The sequence below is a fragment of the Wolbachia endosymbiont of Howardula sp. genome, assembly GCF_025021925.1.
Taxonomy (GTDB): Bacteria; Pseudomonadota; Alphaproteobacteria; order Rickettsiales; family Anaplasmataceae; genus Wolbachia.
Window position 1 is genome coordinate 72,526 of sequence record NZ_CP092368.1, and the last position, 22,402, is coordinate 94,927.

At 29.4% G+C, this 22,402-nt stretch carries 19 protein-coding genes and 2 tRNA genes; 12 read left to right on the forward strand and 9 right to left on the reverse strand.

Annotated features, from left to right (window positions below):
• Window positions 1–64 precede the first annotated feature (64 nt).
• Window positions 65–1,810 carry a single-stranded-DNA-specific exonuclease RecJ gene (recJ, locus tag MC061_RS00355; RefSeq protein WP_259535949.1) on the forward strand — a complete coding sequence of 582 codons (1,746 nt, stop codon included), beginning with the start codon at window positions 65–67 and terminating at the stop codon, window positions 1,808–1,810.
• Window positions 1,811–1,816: 6 nt separating this feature from the next.
• Here the strand turns inward: recJ and MC061_RS00360 are convergent, their stop codons facing one another.
• The 4 genes from MC061_RS00360 to tsaD form a co-directional block, all read right to left on the reverse strand.
• On the reverse strand, window positions 1,817–2,989 hold the full coding sequence (locus MC061_RS00360) for an NADH-quinone oxidoreductase subunit D (RefSeq protein ID WP_259535951.1): 1,173 nt from the start codon (window positions 2,987–2,989) through the stop codon (window positions 1,817–1,819).
• Window positions 2,990–3,256: 267 nt separating this feature from the next.
• On the reverse strand, window positions 3,257–3,730 hold the full coding sequence (gene ssb, locus MC061_RS00365; RefSeq protein ID WP_259536208.1) for a single-stranded DNA-binding protein: 474 nt from the start codon (window positions 3,728–3,730) through the stop codon (window positions 3,257–3,259).
• A gap of 66 nt (window positions 3,731–3,796) precedes the next feature.
• Window positions 3,797–3,870 (reverse strand) — tRNA-Arg (locus tag MC061_RS00370).
• Window positions 3,871–4,199: 329 nt separating this feature from the next.
• Window positions 4,200–5,216, reverse strand: coding sequence for a tRNA (adenosine(37)-N6)-threonylcarbamoyltransferase complex transferase subunit TsaD (gene tsaD / locus MC061_RS00375; protein ID WP_259535953.1), 1,017 nt, complete (start codon window positions 5,214–5,216; stop codon window positions 4,200–4,202).
• 505 nt (window positions 5,217–5,721) lie between these two features.
• Here tsaD and thyX point away from each other — a divergent pair.
• A complete protein-coding gene (gene thyX / locus MC061_RS00380) occupies window positions 5,722–6,594 on the forward strand; it encodes an FAD-dependent thymidylate synthase (protein WP_259535955.1) in 873 nt (290 codons plus the stop codon).
• Between the two features lie 488 nt (window positions 6,595–7,082).
• Here the strand turns inward: thyX and MC061_RS00385 are convergent, their stop codons facing one another.
• Entirely contained in the window at window positions 7,083–8,612 is a 1,530-nt protein-coding gene (locus tag MC061_RS00385) for a lysine--tRNA ligase (protein ID WP_259536209.1), read from the reverse strand.
• A 210-nt stretch (window positions 8,613–8,822) separates the two neighbouring features.
• Here MC061_RS00385 and rsmD point away from each other — a divergent pair, with 210 nt between their 5' ends.
• The 3 genes from rsmD to MC061_RS00400 all read left to right on the forward strand — a co-directional run bounded on the left by rsmD (window position 8,823) and on the right by MC061_RS00400 (window position 11,204).
• Entirely contained in the window at window positions 8,823–9,374 is a 552-nt protein-coding gene (gene rsmD / locus MC061_RS00390; RefSeq protein WP_259535957.1) for a 16S rRNA (guanine(966)-N(2))-methyltransferase RsmD, read from the forward strand.
• A gap of 1,066 nt (window positions 9,375–10,440) precedes the next feature.
• The gene (locus MC061_RS00395) at window positions 10,441–10,788 is read left to right on the forward strand and encodes a ferredoxin family 2Fe-2S iron-sulfur cluster binding protein (protein ID WP_259535960.1); all 348 of its coding nucleotides are present in this window, start codon (window positions 10,441–10,443) and stop codon (window positions 10,786–10,788) included.
• Between the two features lie 65 nt (window positions 10,789–10,853).
• A complete protein-coding gene (locus tag MC061_RS00400; protein WP_259535961.1) occupies window positions 10,854–11,204 on the forward strand; it encodes a cytochrome c-type biogenesis protein in 351 nt (116 codons plus the stop codon).
• Window positions 11,205–11,313: 109 nt separating this feature from the next.
• Here the strand turns inward: MC061_RS00400 and fumC are convergent, their stop codons facing one another.
• A complete protein-coding gene (gene fumC, locus MC061_RS00405) occupies window positions 11,314–12,705 on the reverse strand; it encodes a class II fumarate hydratase (protein ID WP_259535963.1) in 1,392 nt (463 codons plus the stop codon).
• A gap of 393 nt (window positions 12,706–13,098) precedes the next feature.
• Here fumC and MC061_RS00410 point away from each other — a divergent pair, with 393 nt between their 5' ends.
• Complete coding sequence (locus tag MC061_RS00410; RefSeq protein WP_259535965.1) at window positions 13,099–14,016, forward strand: ribose-phosphate diphosphokinase; 918 nt, start codon at window positions 13,099–13,101, stop codon at window positions 14,014–14,016.
• A gap of 1 nt (window position 14,017) precedes the next feature.
• Window positions 14,018–14,365 carry an Asp-tRNA(Asn)/Glu-tRNA(Gln) amidotransferase subunit GatC gene (locus tag MC061_RS00415; protein ID WP_259535967.1) on the forward strand — a complete coding sequence of 116 codons (348 nt, stop codon included), beginning with the start codon at window positions 14,018–14,020 and terminating at the stop codon, window positions 14,363–14,365.
• Between the two features lie 17 nt (window positions 14,366–14,382).
• Here the strand turns inward: MC061_RS00415 and rsmA are convergent, their stop codons facing one another.
• Window positions 14,383–15,180 (reverse strand): 16S rRNA (adenine(1518)-N(6)/adenine(1519)-N(6))-dimethyltransferase RsmA, encoded by a 798-nt coding sequence (rsmA, locus tag MC061_RS00420; RefSeq protein ID WP_259535969.1) that lies wholly within the window; start codon window positions 15,178–15,180, stop codon window positions 14,383–14,385.
• A gap of 81 nt (window positions 15,181–15,261) precedes the next feature.
• Between rsmA and MC061_RS00425 the strand changes: the two genes are divergently transcribed.
• Both MC061_RS00425 and MC061_RS00430 read left to right on the forward strand, forming a co-directional pair.
• Window positions 15,262–15,334, forward strand: a tRNA-Thr gene (locus MC061_RS00425).
• 85 nt (window positions 15,335–15,419) lie between these two features.
• Window positions 15,420–16,130, forward strand: coding sequence for a triosephosphate isomerase (locus tag MC061_RS00430; protein ID WP_259535971.1), 711 nt, complete (start codon window positions 15,420–15,422; stop codon window positions 16,128–16,130).
• Window positions 16,131–16,219: 89 nt separating this feature from the next.
• Here MC061_RS00430 and prfA read toward each other — a convergent pair whose 3' ends face one another.
• Window positions 16,220–17,302 (reverse strand): peptide chain release factor 1, encoded by a 1,083-nt coding sequence (prfA, locus tag MC061_RS00435; protein ID WP_259535973.1) that lies wholly within the window; start codon window positions 17,300–17,302, stop codon window positions 16,220–16,222.
• A gap of 117 nt (window positions 17,303–17,419) precedes the next feature.
• On the opposite strand from prfA, the gene yihA reads away from it, so the two are divergent.
• Genes yihA through dut form a run of 3 tightly spaced genes read left to right on the forward strand, consistent with a single transcriptional unit; the run spans window position 17,420 to window position 19,463 of the window.
• Window positions 17,420–18,016, forward strand: a complete 597-nt coding sequence (gene yihA / locus MC061_RS00440; protein ID WP_259535975.1) for a ribosome biogenesis GTP-binding protein YihA/YsxC — start codon at window positions 17,420–17,422, stop codon at window positions 18,014–18,016.
• 3 nt (window positions 18,017–18,019) lie between these two features.
• Window positions 18,020–18,958 carry an acetylglutamate kinase gene (argB, locus tag MC061_RS00445; RefSeq protein WP_259535978.1) on the forward strand — a complete coding sequence of 313 codons (939 nt, stop codon included), beginning with the start codon at window positions 18,020–18,022 and terminating at the stop codon, window positions 18,956–18,958.
• Window positions 18,959–19,013: 55 nt separating this feature from the next.
• The gene (dut, locus tag MC061_RS00450; protein ID WP_259535980.1) at window positions 19,014–19,463 is read left to right on the forward strand and encodes a dUTP diphosphatase; all 450 of its coding nucleotides are present in this window, start codon (window positions 19,014–19,016) and stop codon (window positions 19,461–19,463) included.
• A gap of 88 nt (window positions 19,464–19,551) precedes the next feature.
• On the opposite strand, the gene MC061_RS00455 is transcribed toward dut, so the two are convergent.
• Complete coding sequence (locus MC061_RS00455) at window positions 19,552–22,224, reverse strand: 2-oxoglutarate dehydrogenase E1 component (RefSeq protein WP_259535982.1); 2,673 nt, start codon at window positions 22,222–22,224, stop codon at window positions 19,552–19,554.
• Between the last annotated feature and the right edge of the window lie 178 nt (window positions 22,225–22,402).

Here is a 22,402-nt window from a genome sequence, read left to right on the forward strand (position 1 = left end):
CTACAATGATTTGTAGAATTTTCTGAAGAGATTTGATATAAGAATAATAATATTACTATATAATATGTTATTGCACACTACTACACAATGTAGTATCACAAATGCATTATGGTCTTTGCAAGAAGTAAATCATAGAGCAGCCTTGACATTATCTCAGAAATTTCAATTACCAGAAATTTTGGCACAAATACTCGTGATACGTGGTATTAAGATAGAGAATATGATCAACTTTCTTAATCCAAGAATTCAATCATCACTTCCAGATCCATTGCATCTGATTGATATGGATAAAGCTATACTACGTATAATACATGCAATCAATCATAATGAAAGAATTGCAATATTTGGTGATTATGATGTTGATGGTGTATCATCATCAGCATTAATTCATAGATATCTAAAAGAGATTAATGTAAATTCTATCATCTATATTCCAAATCGGATTAATGAAGGATATGGATTAAATTCCAATGCATTGTTGCAATTAAAGAAATTGGGTATAGACTTATGTATTGCAGTGGATTGTGGTACTATATCATATAAACCAATAGCAGACGCACAGCAAGTGAATCTTGATATCATAGTAATTGATCATCATCTAGGTGCAAACGCACTACCATGTGCTGTTGCAATTGTCAATCCTAATCGTCTAGACGAAAACTCTCCTTATAATTATCTTGCAGCAGTAGGAGTAACTTTTCTTCTACTTGTTGCTCTTAATAGGGCTCTACGTATGCAGGGATTTTTTCTCAAGCAAAAAGAACCAAATTTATTTAATCTATTAGATCTTGTAGCACTTGGTACTGTATGTGATGTAATGCAAATGATCGAGTTAAATCGCGCATTTGTTTTACAAGGATTAAAAGTCATGGCACAAAAAAAAAATATTGGATTAAGTATATTATTTAATTACTTAGGGATTCTTGAAAAGCCAAATGCTTCTAGATTAGGATTTAGTATTGGTCCATGCATAAATGCGAGTGGGAGAATAGGTGATGAATCACTTGGTACAAAATTACTCACGACAAATGATATAAAAGAAGCACATACTATAGCGCTCAAATTAATAGAATCGAATAAGATAAGACAATCATTAGAACGTGAAGCTATTTTAGAAGCTATGATACAAGCAAAAAAGTATATTACATTAAAGACAAATTTTATCATGGTTTTAGGTAAATGGCATCAAGGGATAATTGGTATTATTGCTTCACGTTTGAGAGAGCAATTTCACTTACCAACAATTGTGATTTCTATGAGTCATGGCATAGGAAAAGCAAGTTGTAGATCAATTGTAGGTATCGATATCGGAGCTGCAATTTTATCCGCAAAGGAAATGAATCATATTATTGAAGGTGGTGGACATAATATGGCTGCGGGATTTTCAGTAGCAGAAGAAAAAATAAGCGAGTTACATGATTTTTTTGCAGCAAGATTTTCACATTCTACACAGAATAAAATTCTAAAAGCAGATTTAATAATTAGTATACAAGCAATCAATTTATCTTTATGGAATCAAATAAAAAAGTTAGAACCATTTGGCCCGGGTAATCCTGAACCAAGATTCATTCTTCAAGGAATAAAAATAAAACAACCTTCAATTATAGGAAAAGATCATATCAGATGTAATATTACTGATAATACTATTGTAGTAAAAGCTATTGCATTTCGTGCAGTCAATACTGAACTTGGTTTTGCTATCATGCAAGGTAATGTTAAAGAGATTTTCGGTAAACTCTTGATCAATTATTGGCATGGTAATGAATATATTCTATTTTCAATAGAAGATCTACTCACTCTATCCTCTTAGAGATTACTATCTATCAATTTCACCAAATACTATATCTAGAGATCCAATAATTACTGCAATATCAGATAACATATGACCTCTTGCCAGAAAATCTAATGCTTGTAAATGTGCAAACCCAGGAGCTCTAATTCTACATCTATAAGGTTTATTTGTACCATCTGAAACTATGTATACTCCAAATTCTCCTTTTGGAGCTTCTACAGAGACATAAGATTCTCCTGCTGGTACATGATAGCCTTCTGAATATAGTTTAAAATGATGAATCATCGCTTCCATTTCTATTTTGATTTTTTTCCTTGAAGGTGGAGAAATTTTTCTATCTTCAGTTTGAATTGGACCATCAGGAAGATTTTTTATACACTGTCTTACTAAATTAACAGACTGCCTAATCTCTGCCATTCGTACTAAATAACGATCATAGCAATCACCATTTTTACCAATTGGAATCTCAAAATCCAATTGTTCATATATTTCATATGGCTGATTTTTTCGTAAATCCCATGGTAAACCTGCAGCACGTAACATTGGACCACTAAATCCCCAATTCAGTGCTTGAGCTATAGAGATCTCACTAATCCCTACATTACGTTGTTTCCAGATCCTATTCTCTGTTAATAAATCATCAAGATCATCTATATAATAGAGAAATCGTTCTGTAAATTGCATGATATCATCAGGTAAATCCTGTGGAATATCTACTGATACACCTCCTGGTCTGATATATGCAGCATGAAATCTTGCACCTGATGCTCTCTCATAAAACTGTAATATTTTTTCTCTTTCTTCAAATAACCATAATAAAGGAGTCATTGCGCCGACATCAAGTGCTTGAGATGAGATATTTAGTAAATGATTTAATATTCTTGTAAGCTCTAAAAATAGTACACGTAAATATTTTGCTCTAATAGGAATACTACATTGTAATAATTTTTCTACACATAGAGCATATGCATGTTCTTGTGACATTGGCGCAACATAATCAAGACGATCAAAATACGGTACAGCTTGGAGATAGGTTTTATATTCTATTAATTTTTCAGTACCTCGATGTAAGAGTCCAATATGAGGATCAGCTCTTTCTATTATCTCGCCATCCATCTCAAGAATAAGACGTAATACGCCATGTGCAGCTGGATGCTGAGGTCCAAAGTTTAACAGCATATTTTTTAAGTCAGGCATATAAATTGAGATGATAGAGATATTTAGGAATTCATATATTAAGATAAATGATGAGTCAATATAATTGTGATATCTATATTGAGAATATTAAAACCTGTATTCTATCCATTCTACAGAATATTGGTATCTGATTTTATATTTAGATGAAGAGCTTTTAGAGAGATTATTCTATATTTTCGATCCTTTTTTGCATTAATGATTCTCTCTTCATAATGTTAGAGCATCTTTCCCTTATATATAAACTCTTGTCATTGAATATCACAGAAATTAAAATGGTATTTCATCATCAAGAAACTCATCTTTTATACTGTTAATAAAATTTTCATGTTTACTTTTCTTCTCATTTTCATTTGTTAAGAATTTATCTGTTGTATTATGAGTATGATTCTTTGTATCTAATAAAGTTAATCCTCCGTTAAAATGATCTACTATGATTTCTACAATATTTTTTTCAACACCATTTTGATCAGTCCACTTTCTTGTTCTTAAGGAGCCTTCAAGATAAATTTTACTGCCTTTATGTGCAAATTCCTTAAGAATTTTTACTAAACCTTCACTAAACACGACAATATTATGCCATTCTATCTTTTCAGTCCGTATACCAGATATTTTATCTGTCCATTTCTCAGAAGTAGCTAGCGAAAAACTTGCCATTTCCTTACCAGTGTGAGTTGTTCTAATATCTGGATCTTTTCCTAAATTACCAATTAAAATTACTTTATTGATGGTACCACTAGCCATTTTTTTCAATGTAAATAAATATAATTTTATATTTAATAAAGTCTATTTGTCAAATACAATTTAAAGATCGCTTGGTGGGATTCGAACCCACGACTCTTGTCTTCGGAAAACAAGGCTCTATCCAGCTGAGCTACAAGCGAATATATACTATACTGAAGAAAGTTGATGTATTATCATGTACTATTACATCCTTCTATTTTAAGCTAAACAAGCTATTAAAATACACATTGTCAATTTTTTAATTCATCATTATCTTTTACATATTTTAATACTTAAAATGATGTTATTTTTGAAAAAATCACATATTTAATTTTTGGAAAATTTTATACTATAATTTTATAATATATTAAAAAATACTATTGCTATTGAGCGAGAGCATTATCTTTAGAATAGAAAGATTATAAGCGTTACTAGTAATTGACATGACGCTTTAATTTCTTTTAATAATATCACTATATATTTTCTATCTTCAAGTAGATTGCTCACTGACTAATTCCCACTTAGCTCTTGGTATACAATTTAGCGATGCTATGCAATTTTTATGCAACATTTCAATACCTGTCCATCCTACCATTACTGCATTATCTGTACATAATGCATGAGGAGGTACAAAGATATTGAGTTTTATTATTTTTTGTAGTTTTTGTATTAGAAATTGATTTGATGCAACACCTCCAGTAACAACAACATTATTGATTTTGATATCTAAAGATTCAGTCATTATGATGGCATTATTTATTCTGTCGAGCAAAATATCAATAACGCATGTTTGAAATGAAGCGCAAATATCATATATATTTTGTTTAGTCATCTCTATACTGCGGACTAAGTTTTGTACTGATGTTTTAAGGCCAGAAAATGAAAAATCACATCCCACTCGTCCTAACATTGCTCTTGGTAGCCTAAATTTTTTTCCGTTACCTTGTTTAGCATATCTTTCAATTATTGGGCCTCCCGGATACTGTAAACCTAACATTTTAGCGACCTTGTCAAATACTTCTCCTAAAGCATCATCAAGAGTTGTTCCTAATTGAATATATTGCCCTACATTTTGTGCAATTAATAATTTACAATGGCCTCCAGATATCAATAATACCAAGAATGGAAATTGTATATCATATAGTAATCTGATGACTAATGCATGCGCTTCAAGATGATTCACTGAAATAAAAGGTTTTTGTATCACATGAGCAATTGCTTTAGCCATCATTGTACCAACAATTAATCCTCCTATTAATCCTGGTCCAGTTGTTGCAGCAATTGCATATAAATCGTGACAATTGAGATTCGCTGTATATAGAGTACTTTGAATTAAATCTTTTAAATGCGTCATATGATTACGTGCAGCAATCTCAGGGACAACACCACCAAATTTTATATGCTCTTTTTGAGAGATAGTTTGATGCGCAAGGACTTGCTTATTGCTAGTGACAATTGCTACAGAAGTATCATCACAGCTTGTTTCGATGGCTAAAACAGTCTTCATATTATAATTATTAATGCAATCTAAACACTATATCTAGAAATACTATAATAATAAAACGAAAGATTCATGATGTTGTGACATAAAGAATCACAAGAATATATAATATACTTAATGTGTGAGACTGAGCAGTTGAATCTCATAGTGTAATATCAATAGAACATTGCATAGAATCTAGAGAGCAATAGATAATATAATATCTTCATTGAAAAATGTACTATATCGATCTATATTTATATTAAGTTATAATCTTATAATAATTAATATAGCATTTATTAGCTCTTAGAAAAAAGAAGGATTGTTAAAATATAATTTCTCTAGATGATTGTATGATATATAAATGTAATGGGAAAATCCTATATAGGGAGCAAAAAATAAATAATACTCATTATAATGCAGGTAATGCATTCATATATCATATATAATCTATGAATAGAATATATAGAGGTAAAAAACAAACTAAACGCATATTGTATTAAATACTCAATAAGATCTTAAGGAAATATTTATGAGCAAGCAATATAGCACGACTAAAAGAATTATCGTACAAGATATCGAAGATATTCTATATCAGAAAAATCAAGTATTAGATCATGGATTTATTCGTGTAATAGACTATATGGGTTCTGATAGTGCTATAGTACAAGCTGCGCGTGTATCTTATGGTACAGGTACAAAAAGTATAAACCAAGATGAAGAGCTGATAAAATATTTAATGCGACATTGTCATACTACCCCTTTTGAAATGTGTGAAATTAAATTTCATGTTAAATTACCAATTTTTGTTGCAAGACAATGGATTAGACATAGAACTGCAAATATCAATGAATATTCTGCAAGATATTCAATACTTGATAATGAATTCTATATACCAAATCCAGAAAATATTGCCAAACAATCTGATCATAATAAACAAAGTAGATGTGAAACTTTCAATATTGAGGCATCACAAAAGATCATAGATTCTTTAAAAAAAGATACTCACTTAATGTATACTCATTATGATAAATTTATTAGACAAGGAGTAGCAAGAGAGATTGCTAGAATCAATTTAACACTTAATTATTATACGCAATTTTATTGGAAGATAGATCTACATAATCTTCTTCATTTTTTAAGATTAAGAGCTCATCCTCTTGCTCAATATGAGATGAGAGTCTATGCAGAAGTGATGATAGATATAATAAAAAAATGGGTACCTTGCGCTTATAATGCTTTTTCTGAATACTGCTTAGATTCAGTCTGCATTTCAAGAAGAGGTCTAGAAATAATTCGGAAACTAATAAAAGGAGAAAAGATTACTAAAGAAAAATCTGGACTTGGTACTAGAGAGTGGAATGAATTGATGTCTATTTTAAAAAATAACACTCAAGAGACATAATTTTCGATGTTCTATCACTCAACAAATAAATATTTTTAGCAATATTTATTATATTATTGATTGCAGAAATTGATTCAATATATGTAAGTATCCAGTCATACTGTGGATATCTTAAGATTTATGAATACTTGATATTAAATAAATTCTCAAGTATTATCTATAAATTGAGGATTTTAGAAAACAATTTACACTGATATTACTCATTAGATCTAATAATATAGTTATAATAGTAAATTTTATCTTTTGATATGAAATCATACTATGTTGATGTAATTCACAATTTTGTATCTCTTAAATTATTAAGGTAGAGATTTTACAATATATACAGTATAATATCTAAATAATATTTTTAGATATTATACTACTGTATAACTTGCTAACAGTAATGATGAATCATTCTCTCTATAATAATTATTATATCTATATAAGCAACTTTCTCATATCTCAATAGTGCAAAAAATGACTACATCATCTAATGATATATGTAGTCATTTTTTGAGCACCTCTGCTACAAGAGTAATAGTGTTGTTTATTCCATATAATTGGATAAAAGAACCTATTCTAGGACCATGTTGTTGTCCAAGTAATGTTTCATATAATAATTGAAACCAATCGCGTAAACTATTATATCCACATTTTATACCTATAGACAAAATTTGTGCTTGAATTTCCTCTGAAGTAGCATGAATAGATAAAGCTTCCATTGCTTGTTTTAACTCAAAGAGTGCTATTTTTTCTTTTATATTAGGAATTTTATATGATTTTTTGGGTTTGATAAAATCATGATAATATTTCACTGCAAAATCAGCAAGAGTGTCTATTACTTTGCTATTTTCTGGTGTAACGTTCGATTGATAATGAGAAATAAATCCCCAAAGAATCTGTTTGTGTTCAGCGTGACATGCTGTCGCAAGATTTAATAATAAAGTAAAGTTGATGCCTGAAGTATTTATAACAGGAACATTACCAGAATGAATATGCCATACTGGATTATTAATGTCTTGTTCTGTATTTGTATGATAGAGACGTATGCAATCTAAATATGCATCAGTTGATTTTGGAATGACATCAAAATATAAACGCTTAGCTTTTTTAGGATTCTGAAAAATATATAATGATAAACTTTCAATTGAAGAGTAAGTCAGCCATTTTTCGATTGATAAACCATTTCCTTTTGATTTTGAAATTTTCGTACCTCTTTGATCAAGAAATAGTTCATAGCAAAAGAGAAGTGGAGGTGTATGTTTTAATATTTGACATATCTGACTTGATAGTGTGGCAGATGGTGTAAGATCTTTTCCATGAGCTTCATAATGTACATTAAAAACTGCCCATCTCATTCCCCAATCTGCTTTCCATTGCAATTTACATTTTCCTTGAGTCACGATCGTTTCTATCTTTTGTCCATTTGGATGAAGATATACTATGGTTTCTTTCTCTGTATTGACTTCAATGACTTGTGCTTGTAATACACAAGAAGTATATGGACATAATGGTAAAAAAGGACTATAAGTTTTCTTTCTTGCTATACGCAAAGATGGTACAATTACATCTATAACATTTTTATAATTCCTAAGAATCAATGAGAGTGTTTTATCAAAAATACCAGTTTGATAACAATGTGTTGCGCTCATAAACTCATATTCAAGATCGAATAAATTAAGAAATTTACATAATAATGAATTCATATAATCGCTATAACTTTCATCAGATCCAAATGGATCTGGAATCATGCTTAAAGGCTTATTTAAATGATTTTTAAGCATATCTTGATTTGGCATATGCTCTGGTATTTTACGTAAACCATCCATATCATCTGAAAAGACAATCAATTTTGTCTTTATATTAGGTGCAATATGTTTTAATGCATTCATTACTACTTTTGTGCGAAAGAATTCTCCAAATGTACCTATATGAGGTATGCCAGAAGGGCCATAACCAGTTTCAAATATTATTTCTTGTTGATTAGGAAATCTTTGCAATATTTTTTCTGCTTCTTGAAAAGGCCAACTAATCATGTGATAATTTGAATATAAATTCATTATCGTATTATTTTACTCACAGTAATATTCATTACAATAAGTATTTTAATACGATGAGATGTTGCATAAAAATATAGTAATTATGATAGATTACTATATTTTGCAGAATCCATGTACCTGATATAGATCTATTGACATGAAAATATTTTATAGATACACTATCGATTCTTTAAAAAATCTCATTATATGCTTCATATTACTGCTGGAAAATATCGAGGAAGAAAAATATTTACAGATTATAATTTATCTGTAAGACCTACTATGGGTATCGTTCGAGAAGCAATATTTAATATCTTATCATCTCAAAATCTTATTTATAATTTAAATATTCTTGACTTATTTTGTGGCAGTGGATCCTTATCTTTTGAGGGATTATCTCGCGGAGCACGTCATGCATTTATGGTAGATACAAATTATAAAACTCTACAATTACCTAAAAAGACATCAGAAATTTTAGGTATTGAAGAACTAATTACTCTCATTTGTTGTCATGCTCATGAATTACCACAATCTTCTGTAAAATGCGATATAGTCTTTATAGATCCTCCGTATTATACTAATATAGTCGAATTAGTTTTAAATACATTACCGAAATCAGGATGGTTACAGCAAGATGCAGTGATCATTTTAGAAGTACAAAAAAATCAAAATATTCAGTATAATAAGAATATGCGTGTAATTTTAGAACGTACTTATGGTATGACAAAAATCATTTTTTTCTCAATAATTGACTCTTAAATATTGTACTGATATATTCAAATATTAACTTATCAGTATTTAATATATAAACTTTTTTGATAGATAACATTCTTAAAAGTAGTATCCTATTAAAAGGATATCAAGTATTTTAGATCGAAAATATCATAATATTATACAATAGATTGTGTATTTTTTAGCATTTTTCTTAATATCTTTATATGCGATCTTATGATCTTAAGAGTGCGACATTATTTTAATAACATATGAATCTTGTTATATATTTTTTAATACTCTGTCAGAGTAAACGCTACACTATCATAGATCATACATATGAGCTATGAGAATGCGCGTGCATAATGCCACATGTGGCATAACATTATTTCTTACTACATATTTTTATAAAATTTTTTATTATTTTATATTGCGATTATCTTAATGAAATTTAAGATATATTGATATGAAATGTGTAACATGATATTGATTCAATACTGCTATATATATGTATATACTATCAATTTTCAATATGAATAAAGTTATTTTGTTTTTTATCTCATCTTACGATATTATCGAAAATCTAGAATAAAAAAAGAATATTAAGGGATTGAGATCATATTTATATATCAATGTATTACTATTACTCATTTATATGATACTTACCATATATATACATCTCTATATTCATACTGTAATCTCACATAATATATGTCTCTATTAATAATAGCAATGACGAGAAATAATAGATGATCTATTGTTATTCTTAATACTTTGTATCTCGATGAGATGATAGTCCATCATAATGTAAAATAAGTACATGATATATTCTACTATATCATCACATTTTTATATGTAGGTTTGATTAATTAAATATTACAATGAGAGATATAAGTAATATTGTTATAAACAATTAATATGTCATTTTAAATATAAAAAGTTTCCCTATAATTTTGTTCAAATATACGCATCATCTAATATAACATCATTGATGTCATACTCAAAAAAACTTCAATCTTTTTTTAAGATTTCAGTGTTAAGATATGTGTAAATTCCTGTACTAATATACATATATATATTAATATGAATAATATTTCAATATTAGGAATATGTGATGATATCTATTACGTTTATTTTACCTGATGGTAGCAAAGAAAGTTATGAAGCTATAGAAGGAGAGACTATTCTTGAGTTAGCTCATAGAAGTAATCGAGATCTACTTGAAGGTGCATGTGAAGGTGCTTTAGCATGCTCTACATGTCATATCATTATTGATCCAATGTCTTATAATAATATAGAAATATTAAATCCACTTTCTGATGAGGAGAATGACATGTTAGATCTAGCGTTTGGACTCACAGAAACATCAAGGCTTGGATGTCAAATAAAAATCACAAAAGAGATTAATAATCTACATATTATAATTCCTAAGGGAACAAGAAATATATCATTAGATAGATAATATAATGAGAGATGAGTGAATCTTTGATTATTCATAAAAGAGTTTATATAATATGTATGATTATCATGCTGATCACAAATACCATTACGCATGCTTTTACATTAGATTGCACAATTCGGGATCCAGAACTAGAACAAAAAGCAAATAATCTATTTAGAATAATAAAGTGCCCAACATGTTATGCTGAAGCTTTATATGATTCTGATTCAGATGCTGCATTTGATATGAGAGCAAGAATTCGTGATCAAATTAGTCAAGGATCTTCGAATCAAGAGATTATTCTTGCACTTAAAAAGTATTATGGAAATTCTATTATTATGATACCACCTGTTAAATCAAGCACTTATATTCTTTGGCTTGCACCTTTATTTATCTTTTTGATAGGAATTTTTTATATAAAAAAAATTATCTATTAGATATATTATATCTCATATCCTTAATACAAGTTATTTTAATAAACATATGGACTTTAAATCAATATATTCTATATCTTATAGAAGTCAATATGTTCAATAAAAGTAAATATTAAAAATATATCATATTTTCTGGTTTTACAATTTTATCAAATTCTTCTGCATCAAGAATATTCAGTTTTATTGCTGCATCTTTGAGAGAGATATTGTCTTTATGTGCTAACTGTGCTATTTTTGCTGCATTATCATATCCTATATAAGGGTTTAATATCGTGACTAACATTAAGGATTTATTAAGTAATTTTGTAATTCTCTTTTTATTTGCTTTGATTCCAAGTATACACTTGTCTGTAAAATTAACGCTTATATCTGATAATAGCATAATGGATTGTAATACATTATAAATAATCACCGGCTTAAAGACATTCAATTCTAAATGACCACTTGCGCCACTAATAGTGACAGTCACATGATTTCCCATCACTTGAGCACAAATCATAGTCATTGCTTCACATTGAGTAGGATTAATTTTACCAGGCATAATTGAGGAACCAGGTTCATTTTCTGGCAATATTATCTCTCCAAAACCACATCTTGGACCAGAACCAAGTAATCTAATATCATTGGCAATTTTCATTAAACTAACTGCAAGTGTATTAAGAGATCCGCTCAATTCAACTAAAGCATCGTTTGATGCTAGTGACTCAAATTTATTTTCTGCCGAAATGAATGGTAGGTTAGTGATTGTGACTATTTCTCTAACAAACTCTTTATCAAATCCTGGTATAGTATTTAATCCTGTTCCTACTGCAGTAGCACCTTGTGCCAATTCATATACTTGATTCATACTTAATTTTATTCTCTCGATACCCTTATGAATCTGCATTGCATAACTAGAAAATTCCTGACCAAGAGTGATAGGCACTGCATCTTGTAAGTGAGTACGTCCTACTTTTATAATATCTTTAAATTCCTGTACTTTATTATTTAATGCATGATTTAGTTTCGTAAGATTTGGTAGTAATGCAATAGAAAGTTCCTGTACTACTGCAATATGCATTGCAGTTGGAAAGGTATCATTTGATGATTGACCATAATTTACATGATCATTAGGATGAATAGGGATTTTGCTACCTAATTGACCACCTAAAATCTCTATAGCTCGATTACTAATGACTTCATTCATATTCATATTGGTCTGTGTTCCAGAGCCAGTTTGCCAAATCATTAGGGGAAACTCTTGATCAAATAATCCATTTATGACTTCTAGTGAAGCTGTAGAAATTGCATTGCCTAAAGCTTCATCTATAATGCCATTTTTCATATTTACACGTATAGCAGCAAGCTTGACTATTGCTAATGCCTTGATCATAGGCTTAGGCATTTTTTCTATACCAATTTTAAAATTCTCTAAAGCACGCTGAGTTTGCGCACCCCAGTAATTTGTACGCGAGACTTCTATTGTTCCTAAAGAATCTGATTCTATTCTAGAGTCTTTTTTCATATCATATGTTCTAATTATAGTTATTTTAGCCTCTTCATAATTATTCAATATTATAATAAATATACTAGATATTCTGGTTGATTGTGAAATAATTATGCATGCATTATACAATATTCTGCATTTTTGTATTAAGAATGATATCTTAGAATTAAAATATTGATATATTATAATATGGAGAATTTAATTCTATTAATATCTTAATGCACATTTTAAATTTCTATAAATGCTTTCAAAAATCATGATCATCAATATATAATACTATTAAAGGAATATTCAAGATTTATAATGAAAAAAAAGATTGATGATGGTAAAGTGTCAATATATGACTAGCGTATTTGACTCATAGTTTATGATAAAATTATATATAATATTGATAATAATCTTAAAAATATCATGAAAGTATTAGTAGGAAATATCAGTAAAGAGTTAGTAAAGATGATATCATATCAATTAGCAATGACTCCATCTGCTCTGCACATCTCTCAGTTTTCTGATGGTGAAAGTAATATAGAAATAGAAAATAGTTTTTATAATGAAGAGGTCTTTATATTACAATCCCTTTCCTCACCTGTTAATCAACATCTTATAGAACTGTTACTGATAATTGATTCAGTAAAAAGGCAAGATGCAAAAAAAATCACGGTAATTATTCCTTACTATGGGTACAGTAGACAAGATAGAATGATAAAAAATAATAATATGCAATCTTCCGTAGGTGCAAAATTAGTTGCAAAGCTTATTCAAACTGCAGGTGCAATGTGCATTGCAGTTATTGATCTACATGCCAAACAAATAGAGGGTTTTTTTGATATTCCAATAATAAATTTTCATTGTTATGAAATGTTTTGTAATACTATACAATGTAATAATCTGTCAGTAGTTGCGCCTGATATTGGAGCAATTGATAGAGCACGAGAGTTTGCGAGTATCTTAGATAAGAGATACGCAAGCAATATTGCGCACAACATTATTGTTATAGATAAAAATCGACAGCAAGCAGGTACTTCTCAAGTAATGAATGTAATAGGCAATGTTGTAAATAAAAATTGTGTTATTATAGATGATATAGTGGATTCTGGTGGAACATTATGCAATGCTGCTATTGCACTTAAAAAGCATGGAGCTCAGTCTGTCATTGCATGCATTACACATGGTGTCTTTTCAGGAGATGCAATGATAAAGATATCATCTTCTCTAATAGATAAACTTATCATTACAGATACAATAATACATACATTTGAAAAAACTAATAAAATAGAAATTATCTCAATTGCAAGTATTATTACAAAAATAATTCAGAAAGAGCGCTAATATGTCAAACAAGACAACAGAGGATATTATAAGTTCTTTAATAGAATTTGTGAACAATAGAAAAGTCACAATTACTCAAAATGATATGTTAAAAATTGCACATCTTGTAAGAATTAAGTTATCAAATGAAGAAATTGAGTATTATTCAAAAGAACTAACAATGTTAGATTGGATTCATAATACTTTATTGCAGGTCAACACTGAAAAGATTACACCTATGCGATATGGTAGTATAGATACGGAATATTACATACAAGATGATATTGTATATTATGATAATACCAAAGAGGATATATTATCTAATGCACAACATAACAATGGATATTTTATAGTACCAAAAGATATTTAAGGTTTAAAGTAATATAATTATATCATACTGCTTAAATTATTCGTTAATATACAAAGTTGTTCGATAGTTAAACTTGCTGGACGTTCTAAACCGCTTAATTGAGTATTGTCAAGTACTACATTGACATGATTTGTTATACCTTGTAATATTTTTCTGATCATCTTTCTTCTTTGTGTAAAAATGATATTAGTAATTTTAATTAAAGAGTCTAAGTTGACTTCATATCTTTGAATAGGTAAGACATTTAACGTAATCGCTGCAGAATGTACTTTTGGGATAGGATAAAAGTCTGTAGGTAAAATATCAAACTCTTTTTTGATATTACATAATAACTGGCTGATAATTGATAAAAATCCGTAATACCTAGAATTAGGTTGCGCTACGAGACGTTCTACTACCTCTTGTTGTAAAATTAATATCAAACTAGTAAAATATTTGATCTTATGTAACCACTTTATACACAACATAACTGATATATTATATGGAAGATTAGCAATTAATTTAATTGGTGGAGATATTAGTGTTTCTTCTGCAAGATATAATGCATCTGCTTCTATTATTCTATATTTTGATTTATATGTATTGAGCAAATGTGAATGAAATTTAATGAAACTACTGTCTTTTTCTACAGCCAATAAAGATTTTGGATTATGCTTAAGAATTTCTCTTGTTAAGGCTCCATATCCAGGACCAATTTCAATGATATTAAAATGCTCTAAAGTACCAGATATAATAATCATTTTTTTTATTACTTCATCAGAAACAATAAAATGTTGTCCTAAATTCCTTTTATGCTTGAATAATACTCTTCTCATACTATGCTCTCACATGCAGTGTTCAGTTATCAGAAAAATCAATTGACTATAATATATTATATAATTATAATTTGAGCTTTAGCCGGCTTAGCTCAATTGGTAGAGCAACTGACTTGTAATCAGTAGGTTGTCAGTTCAAATCCGACAGCCGGCATACAAGAAGCCTAATCTTAGGATGTATCCTAATAGTTAAGAGTGCTATTTATATTATATACTTATTATATTGTAAAGTCAATAATATGTCTTTTTTGATAGTTGCTAACTGGAAGATGCATGGTACACGCAAATCTTTTACTAAATATATCGCACAACTTAACAATATCAATCAGAGTATTACCTCTCGTATAGTCATATGTCCTCCATTTACTGCATTGCTAGATGTGATCAATGTGCAGAAGAATGTTTATATAGGAGCGCAAAATTGTCATTATGAATATTCTGGTTCTTATACAGGTGAAATTAGTGTACAAATGTTGCAAGAACTAGGCTGTACTTATGTAATAGTGGGACATTCAGAAAGAATGTATGAGCAAGATCGAGACATTAGACTTAAAGCTGAAACTGCTATAGCATGTCATGTGCATCCTATTATTTGCATAGGAGAGAACTTAGAGGAACATAGAAGTGAGAACATCAAGTATATCATAGAATCTCAATGTAACAATCGTTTACCTACATATGGTGAATATACTATAGCATATGAACCCATATGGATCATAGGAACAGGATCTATGCCTAATATTGCATCAATTACCAAAACTCTTGATATGATAATATCTTATACAGGGACAAAATCCATCATATATGGCGGGGCTGTTAATAGACAATCTATAAAAAAGGTACTAGAGATCTCAAGTATATCAGGAGTGTTAATTGGAAGTGCAAGCTTAGAGTTCGATCACTTTGAAAATATTATATATCAAATTGAACAAAGACATTCTATAGATTAACAAAAATTCAATCATCTGAGATAAGATCTATATCATATTATAAATGTAACTCTCAAAATACTTATATTTGGTAGTATATAAATATGAATTTATACGATATCTCCAACCATTAATGATATTTCAGAATCTGAAATTAATAATTCAATAAACTCATCTAATTCTCCTCCTTTTACAATTTGCTCTAATCTATGTGAAGTAAGAGAAATTCTATGATCCGTAACTCGTGATTGAGGAAAATTATATGTTCGGATTCGTTCCGAACGATCTCCAGATCCAATCTGATGTTTTCGCATTGTAGCTCTTGCTATAATTTTTTTTTGTCGTTCGATTTCATACAGTCTAGATCTTAATACTTTGAGCGCTTTAGCTTTATTTTTATGTTGTGATTTTTCATCTTGTTGTACTACTACTGTACCTGTTGGAATATGAGTAATACGCACAGCACTATCAGTTGTATTTACTGATTGTCCTCCAGGACCGCTGGATTTATATACATCTATGCGCAGATCTTTTTCTGCTATCTTAAAGTCAAACTCTTCTACTGAAGGTAGAATCGCAACAGTAGCTGTAGAAGTATGTAATCTCCCTGATGATTCAGTTTCCGGTACTCTTTGTATTCTATGTACCCCTGACTCAAATTTCAATCTTGCAAATACTTCTGTTCCATTGATTAATGCAGATACTTCTTTATATCCACCTATTCCTGTATGTGTAATATTAATCAATTCAAATGTCCATTTTCTAATTTCTGCATATTTTTGGTACATACGTAATAAAATTGTTACAAATAATGATGCTTCTACTCCTCCTGTCCCTGCTCTTATTTCCAATATAGCATTTTTTGTATCATCTTGATCTTTTGGTAATAATGCTCTCTCTAAATGAGATTTCACTTGCGGTAGTAATACTTTTTGTTTTTCATAAAGCTCTTCTTTTGCTAATTCTTTTATATTATCTTCAGTATTATGATCTCGTATTAGAGCTGTTAAGTCTACAATATGTTCTTGTAATAACTGATATTCATTAATCCTATTAATTATAGGAGTGAGTTCAGCAACTATCTTAGATAGATGAATAAATTCTTTATGATTCAAAGTAGTAGAATGTTCTAAATCATTTTGTATATCATAAAATTTTTTTTTTAAGTCACGTAAATGATTTTCTATATCCATATTAGTGATATACCATAATATTCTTATTCATTCATAACATTCTGAAAGAAAAAATTTCTTATATCAAGCAATAAAATATATACTGATAGTGAGTGATTTAATTTTTTGTCATAGCACATGTTTACACGAAAAATAACAGAGCATTGCAATTTTGTATTTGGTATCTCAGATATTCACTCTCTCCCAAAGATATTGTGTCCAGAGATTGCATTTGTTGGTAGATCAAATGTAGGCAAATCTAGTCTCATCAATTTACTAATAAATAGTAAGAAAGCTGCAAGAGTTTCCTCTAAACCTGGATGTACACAACAAATTAATTTTTATTCAATGTATAATGATCAATTTAGAATTGTTGATCTTCCAGGATATGGATATGCTAATTTAAGTAAAACAGCAATTAATAAATCACTACAATTAATTAAGTACTATCTCAATCATGGAAGAACACTCAGAAGAATATTTGTATTAATAGATAGTAGAATAGGATTAAAAGACATAGACAAGAACTTTGTTTATTGGCTACTATATCATAATATTACATTTAATGTTGTGCTCACAAAAACAGATCAAATTAGTCATATAGAACTAGATGCCATTATAGATCATACACGCAAGTGGATTAATAATTCAAGTATTACAATTTATCATATAAATATTCATTTGACACTTAACGTAGATAAAGTACGAAAAGATTTTTTTAAGTTTACAAAATAAAAGATGCAGAGAAGTGAATTGTTAAATAACAAAATATCCTTTACACAGAAATCAGATATACTGCTCGAAGTATTATCTAATATTACATATTTCATAGGTGACACTTTTATCATTAAATGTGGTAATATTACAATCTCAGATGAAGCTATTTTGAATTCTTTTGTTCAGAATATTGTATTATTAAAACAACTTGGAATTCATCCTATAATAGTACATGAAGGAGAAGATGAAATTAACTCTGTACTCAAAATATTGGGCATGAAGAATCAATTTATCAATGATATAAGATTGACAGATCAAGAGACAATTAAAATTATTGAAATGGCATTATGTGGATCAGTAAATAAAAAAATTGTGCAACAGATTAATACTGCTGGTGGTACAGCTATTGGTATATGTGGTAAAGATGGAAATTTAATAAAAGCAGATAAAATAAGTACTACTTTAACAGCAAGTAATGCAGATAATATCGACAAGATATTAGATATGGGATTTATTGGTAAGCCTATTGAAATCAATCCAGATATATTATTTTTTGTTGAAGAATCAGATTTTATTCCTGTCATTGCGCCGATTGCTCATGGTAAAAATGGCGAGACATTTCATATTGATGCTGATACTATTGCTAGTGCAATTGCAATTGCAGTTTCTGCATCTAAAATGATTATTTTTAGTGATCAATATGAAGAAATAAATAAGATTGTTGATAAAATAGTCTTAACGAAACAGTTGAATGCATCAATCCATTGTGGTAGAATTACAGGAAAGAAATTTATTACACAATTAATGGCATATGCTAAAATGGCTGAGACATGTGCTGGAATTGTACACATAGTTGATGGGAGTATTCCTAATATTATGCTTGATGTCTTTACTCAAGATAATTCTAGTATATCAATATTGGATGACTTATCACTAAATCAACGAAGATTTAGTGATTAATATGTTATACTATCAGTAAACGATACACACGTAGAGACACTATAAAAATACTAAAATGGAAATACAGATAAAAAAGTTATCACACGCTGAAGGAATAGCAACACCGTACTATGCTACTACACAGAGTGCTGGTATGGATATTTCAGCAGCGGTAGATACTTCTATTACTATTATGCCATTTGAAAGATTACTTGTACCTACTGGCATAATAATTGCCATCCCACAAGGTTATGAAGGACAAATCAGACCACGTTCTGGCCTTGCTTTGAGATATGGAATTACCATTCTAAATGCCCCTGGTACTATAGATTCTGACTATCGAGGTGAAATCAAGATATGTCTTATTAATCTTAGTCAACAACCATACAAAATAAAAAGAGGAGATAGAATTGCACAGTTGATTATCACTGCTATACATAGGATAGTATGGAATACTTGGATAGATGATTTATTAATAAATAAAACTTCTCGTAATGAAGGAGGATTTGGATCATCTGGTAGATAGCGCGTAATTATATATTATGTTTTTAATTCATTGAGTGAATAAAATAAAGATGCAAATGGAATTGCAGATTGTAACATAAATGCTCTCTTTAAAGAATAATTTGCTTGATAATTTGTTCTTGCTGATTAGCATGTATCACAAAAGATCCACATGCAGGAGATGCTGCAGCAGGTCTGCCAATATACTTGAGTTTTTTTGCATGTATATCAAGATTAGATAATATATCTTCTATTAATGTATTGATAAAAATCCATCCACCCATATTTTGAGGTTCTTCTTGATACCATATTATCTCAGCATTTTTGTATCTCACTAACTCATCACTGATTTTATCTACAGGTAATGGGTATAATTGCTCTATACGTATTATTGTAATATCATTACGCATGCTATAAGAAGACAATACATCATAATAAGCTTTACCACTACATAATATCACAATTTGTATATCATGATCTGATACTAAACCAGCGCGACTGTCTGATATCATTGTCAGAAATTGACCTGTAAAATCTGATAAATTAGAGACTGCTTGTTTATGTCTTAACAAAGACTTAGGTGTCAATATAATTAAAGGACTACGAAAGTCTCTGTAAATTTGTCTACGTAATACATGAAAGTAATTTGCGGGTGTTGAGCAGTTCACGACTTGCAAATTACTTTCTGCACATAGTTGCAAAAACCTCTCGAGATGTGCTGAACTATGCTCTGGTCCTTGACCTTCATAACCATGAGGTAATAATAATACTAAACCACTTGATCGTAACCACTTTGTTTCTGCGGATGAGATAAATTGATCTATAATAATTTGTGCACCATTTGCAAAATCTCCAAATTGACCTTCCCACATAACTAGTGAATAAGGAGAATCAATACTATATCCATATTCAAAACCCATGACAGCGTATTCTGATAATGGACTATCTATTACTTCAAAATATGACTGTGTATTATTAATATTATTCAATGGAATAAATACTTCTTCTGTGACTTGATCAATAATTTTAGCATGACGATGAGAAAAAGTACCACGACTTGAATCTTGTCCGGATAATCTTACTGGAATTCCTTCTGTCAGTAAGGATGCAAATGTCAAACTTTCAGCTGTTGCCCAGTCTATATTCATGCCAGAATTCACACGCTTCACTCTTTCTTCAAGCATTTTTTTGACTTTAGCATGAATATTAAAGTATTTTGGAATATTATTATTCATTTCCAAGTATAATTGTTGTAGTTTGAGAGGCAAAACACCAGAATCTGTATAATATTCTCTTAAATCATGTACTTTTACTTTTCTTAATTGTGACCAGTGACCTTCAAAGCATTCAGCTTTGACTGCAGTATATAATTTTGAATGCAAGAAACTTTTATCTAACTGTGCTCTAAAATTACTTTGTAATTTATTGATTTCTTGAGAATTTAATATATGTTTTGATATTAAAAATTGTGCATATGATTCAGCGAGTGACTGATGTTTTGATATCAATTGATATATCATTGGTTGAGTAAAATGCGGTTCATCTCCTTCATTATGTCCATGTCTGCGATAACATATGATATCAATGATCACATCTTTTTTAAATTTAGCTCTGTATTCCATTGCGATACCTATCACAATACTCACAGATTCTGGTTTATCTCCATTAACATGAAATACAGGGATTTCGATAGATTTTGCAATATCAGTGCAATAAAAAGAGGAGCGTGTACAACACGGATTAGCAGTAAAACCTATCTGATTATTAATTATAATATGAATTATACCATTCACGTTATATCCATTAAGATGACTTAAAGTAAAAGTTTCAGCAACTACTCCTTGGCCTGTAAATGCAGCATCTCCATGGATTGCAACACCTAGCACAGATCTTGTGTTTTGTTTTGCTCTGATTCTTCCAGCGAGAACAGGGGTAATAGCTTCAAGATGAGATGGATTAGAACATAAACTCAAATGTATTTTTTGTCCATTTATAAGTATTCTATCAGAAGAATAGCCCATATGATATTTAACATCACCAGAAATATCAAGGTATGAAGGATATGATAAAGCACCTTGGAATTCAGAAAAAATTGCGTGATATTCTTTGCCTATAACCTTGGTAATCACATTCAGCCTACCTCTATGAGGCATACAGAATACTATTTCTTCAATATCATATATACCAGCAGCATCACTAATAATCTTTTCAATTGCAACAATTGTGGATTCTCCTCCTTCAAGTGAAAATCTTTTATATCCAGGAAATTTTATATGAAGAAATTGCTCAAATAATTCTGATTCAATAATGTGTTTTAGTATTTCTTTTTGATCTTGTGCATTCAATATATTATTTTGATGTTCAATTTTTCTTTGTAACCATATTCTTTCTGCGTAAGACGTAATGTACATGAACTCAAAACCTATATTTGTACAGTAAATATTACGATACATTGTAGTATTTACCTGACTGATCAGGAGATTGGAATATTTTTCAAAATTGATCTCTTGTTGATTATTTGTCTTTAAAGGATTCAGATCTGCAAAAAAGTGACCATATGATCTGAATAAATCTGCAACATGTGAGCTAGTATCATGAAGAGTATTATGTACTTCACTGATTTTAATATCATTTTCTCTATTTATTTCTTGCAAAATATCTAAATTTGTATGAAAGAGTTGATACCAATCATCTCCTATTGAGTGATCATTTTGCAAGTAACGAGCATACATTTCTTCTATAAACTCTATATTGTCACTATTAATACATTGTGCGTTTAACATAAGAAAGATTATATGTACAAAATATTCAATTATATAAAGATACTAAATTTGTGAATATACTGAAAGTGTAAAAAAATAAAGAATTTTATTTTATAATCATGATTTAAGTGCACAAATAGAAAGATAACTTCAATATGAATTCCTGAAATATTGAGATATTATTTCAATCAGTGAATTA

What these genes read in the sequence shown, in the direction of transcription:
- recJ (WP_259535949.1), top strand. Translation starts at nt 65, where the DNA reads ATGTTATTGCACACTACTACACAATGTAGTATCACAAATGCATTATGG.
- MC061_RS00360 (WP_259535951.1), bottom strand. Translation starts at nt 2,989, where the DNA reads ATGCCTGACTTAAAAAATATGCTGTTAAACTTTGGACCTCAGCATCCA.
- ssb (WP_259536208.1), bottom strand. Translation starts at nt 3,730, where the DNA reads ATGGCTAGTGGTACCATCAATAAAGTAATTTTAATTGGTAATTTAGGA.
- tsaD (WP_259535953.1), bottom strand. Translation starts at nt 5,216, where the DNA reads ATGAAGACTGTTTTAGCCATCGAAACAAGCTGTGATGATACTTCTGTA.
- thyX (WP_259535955.1), top strand. Translation starts at nt 5,722, where the DNA reads ATGAGCAAGCAATATAGCACGACTAAAAGAATTATCGTACAAGATATC.
- MC061_RS00385 (WP_259536209.1), bottom strand. Translation starts at nt 8,612, where the DNA reads ATGATTAGTTGGCCTTTTCAAGAAGCAGAAAAAATATTGCAAAGATTT.
- rsmD (WP_259535957.1), top strand. Translation starts at nt 8,823, where the DNA reads ATGCTTCATATTACTGCTGGAAAATATCGAGGAAGAAAAATATTTACA.
- MC061_RS00395 (WP_259535960.1), top strand. Translation starts at nt 10,441, where the DNA reads ATGATATCTATTACGTTTATTTTACCTGATGGTAGCAAAGAAAGTTAT.
- MC061_RS00400 (WP_259535961.1), top strand. Translation starts at nt 10,854, where the DNA reads ATGCTGATCACAAATACCATTACGCATGCTTTTACATTAGATTGCACA.
- fumC (WP_259535963.1), bottom strand. Translation starts at nt 12,705, where the DNA reads ATGAAAAAAGACTCTAGAATAGAATCAGATTCTTTAGGAACAATAGAA.
- MC061_RS00410 (WP_259535965.1), top strand. Translation starts at nt 13,099, where the DNA reads ATGAAAGTATTAGTAGGAAATATCAGTAAAGAGTTAGTAAAGATGATA.
- MC061_RS00415 (WP_259535967.1), top strand. Translation starts at nt 14,018, where the DNA reads ATGTCAAACAAGACAACAGAGGATATTATAAGTTCTTTAATAGAATTT.
- rsmA (WP_259535969.1), bottom strand. Translation starts at nt 15,180, where the DNA reads ATGAGAAGAGTATTATTCAAGCATAAAAGGAATTTAGGACAACATTTT.
- MC061_RS00430 (WP_259535971.1), top strand. Translation starts at nt 15,420, where the DNA reads ATGTCTTTTTTGATAGTTGCTAACTGGAAGATGCATGGTACACGCAAA.
- prfA (WP_259535973.1), bottom strand. Translation starts at nt 17,302, where the DNA reads ATGGATATAGAAAATCATTTACGTGACTTAAAAAAAAAATTTTATGAT.
- yihA (WP_259535975.1), top strand. Translation starts at nt 17,420, where the DNA reads ATGTTTACACGAAAAATAACAGAGCATTGCAATTTTGTATTTGGTATC.
- argB (WP_259535978.1), top strand. Translation starts at nt 18,020, where the DNA reads ATGCAGAGAAGTGAATTGTTAAATAACAAAATATCCTTTACACAGAAA.
- dut (WP_259535980.1), top strand. Translation starts at nt 19,014, where the DNA reads ATGGAAATACAGATAAAAAAGTTATCACACGCTGAAGGAATAGCAACA.
- MC061_RS00455 (WP_259535982.1), bottom strand. Translation starts at nt 22,224, where the DNA reads ATGTTAAACGCACAATGTATTAATAGTGACAATATAGAGTTTATAGAA.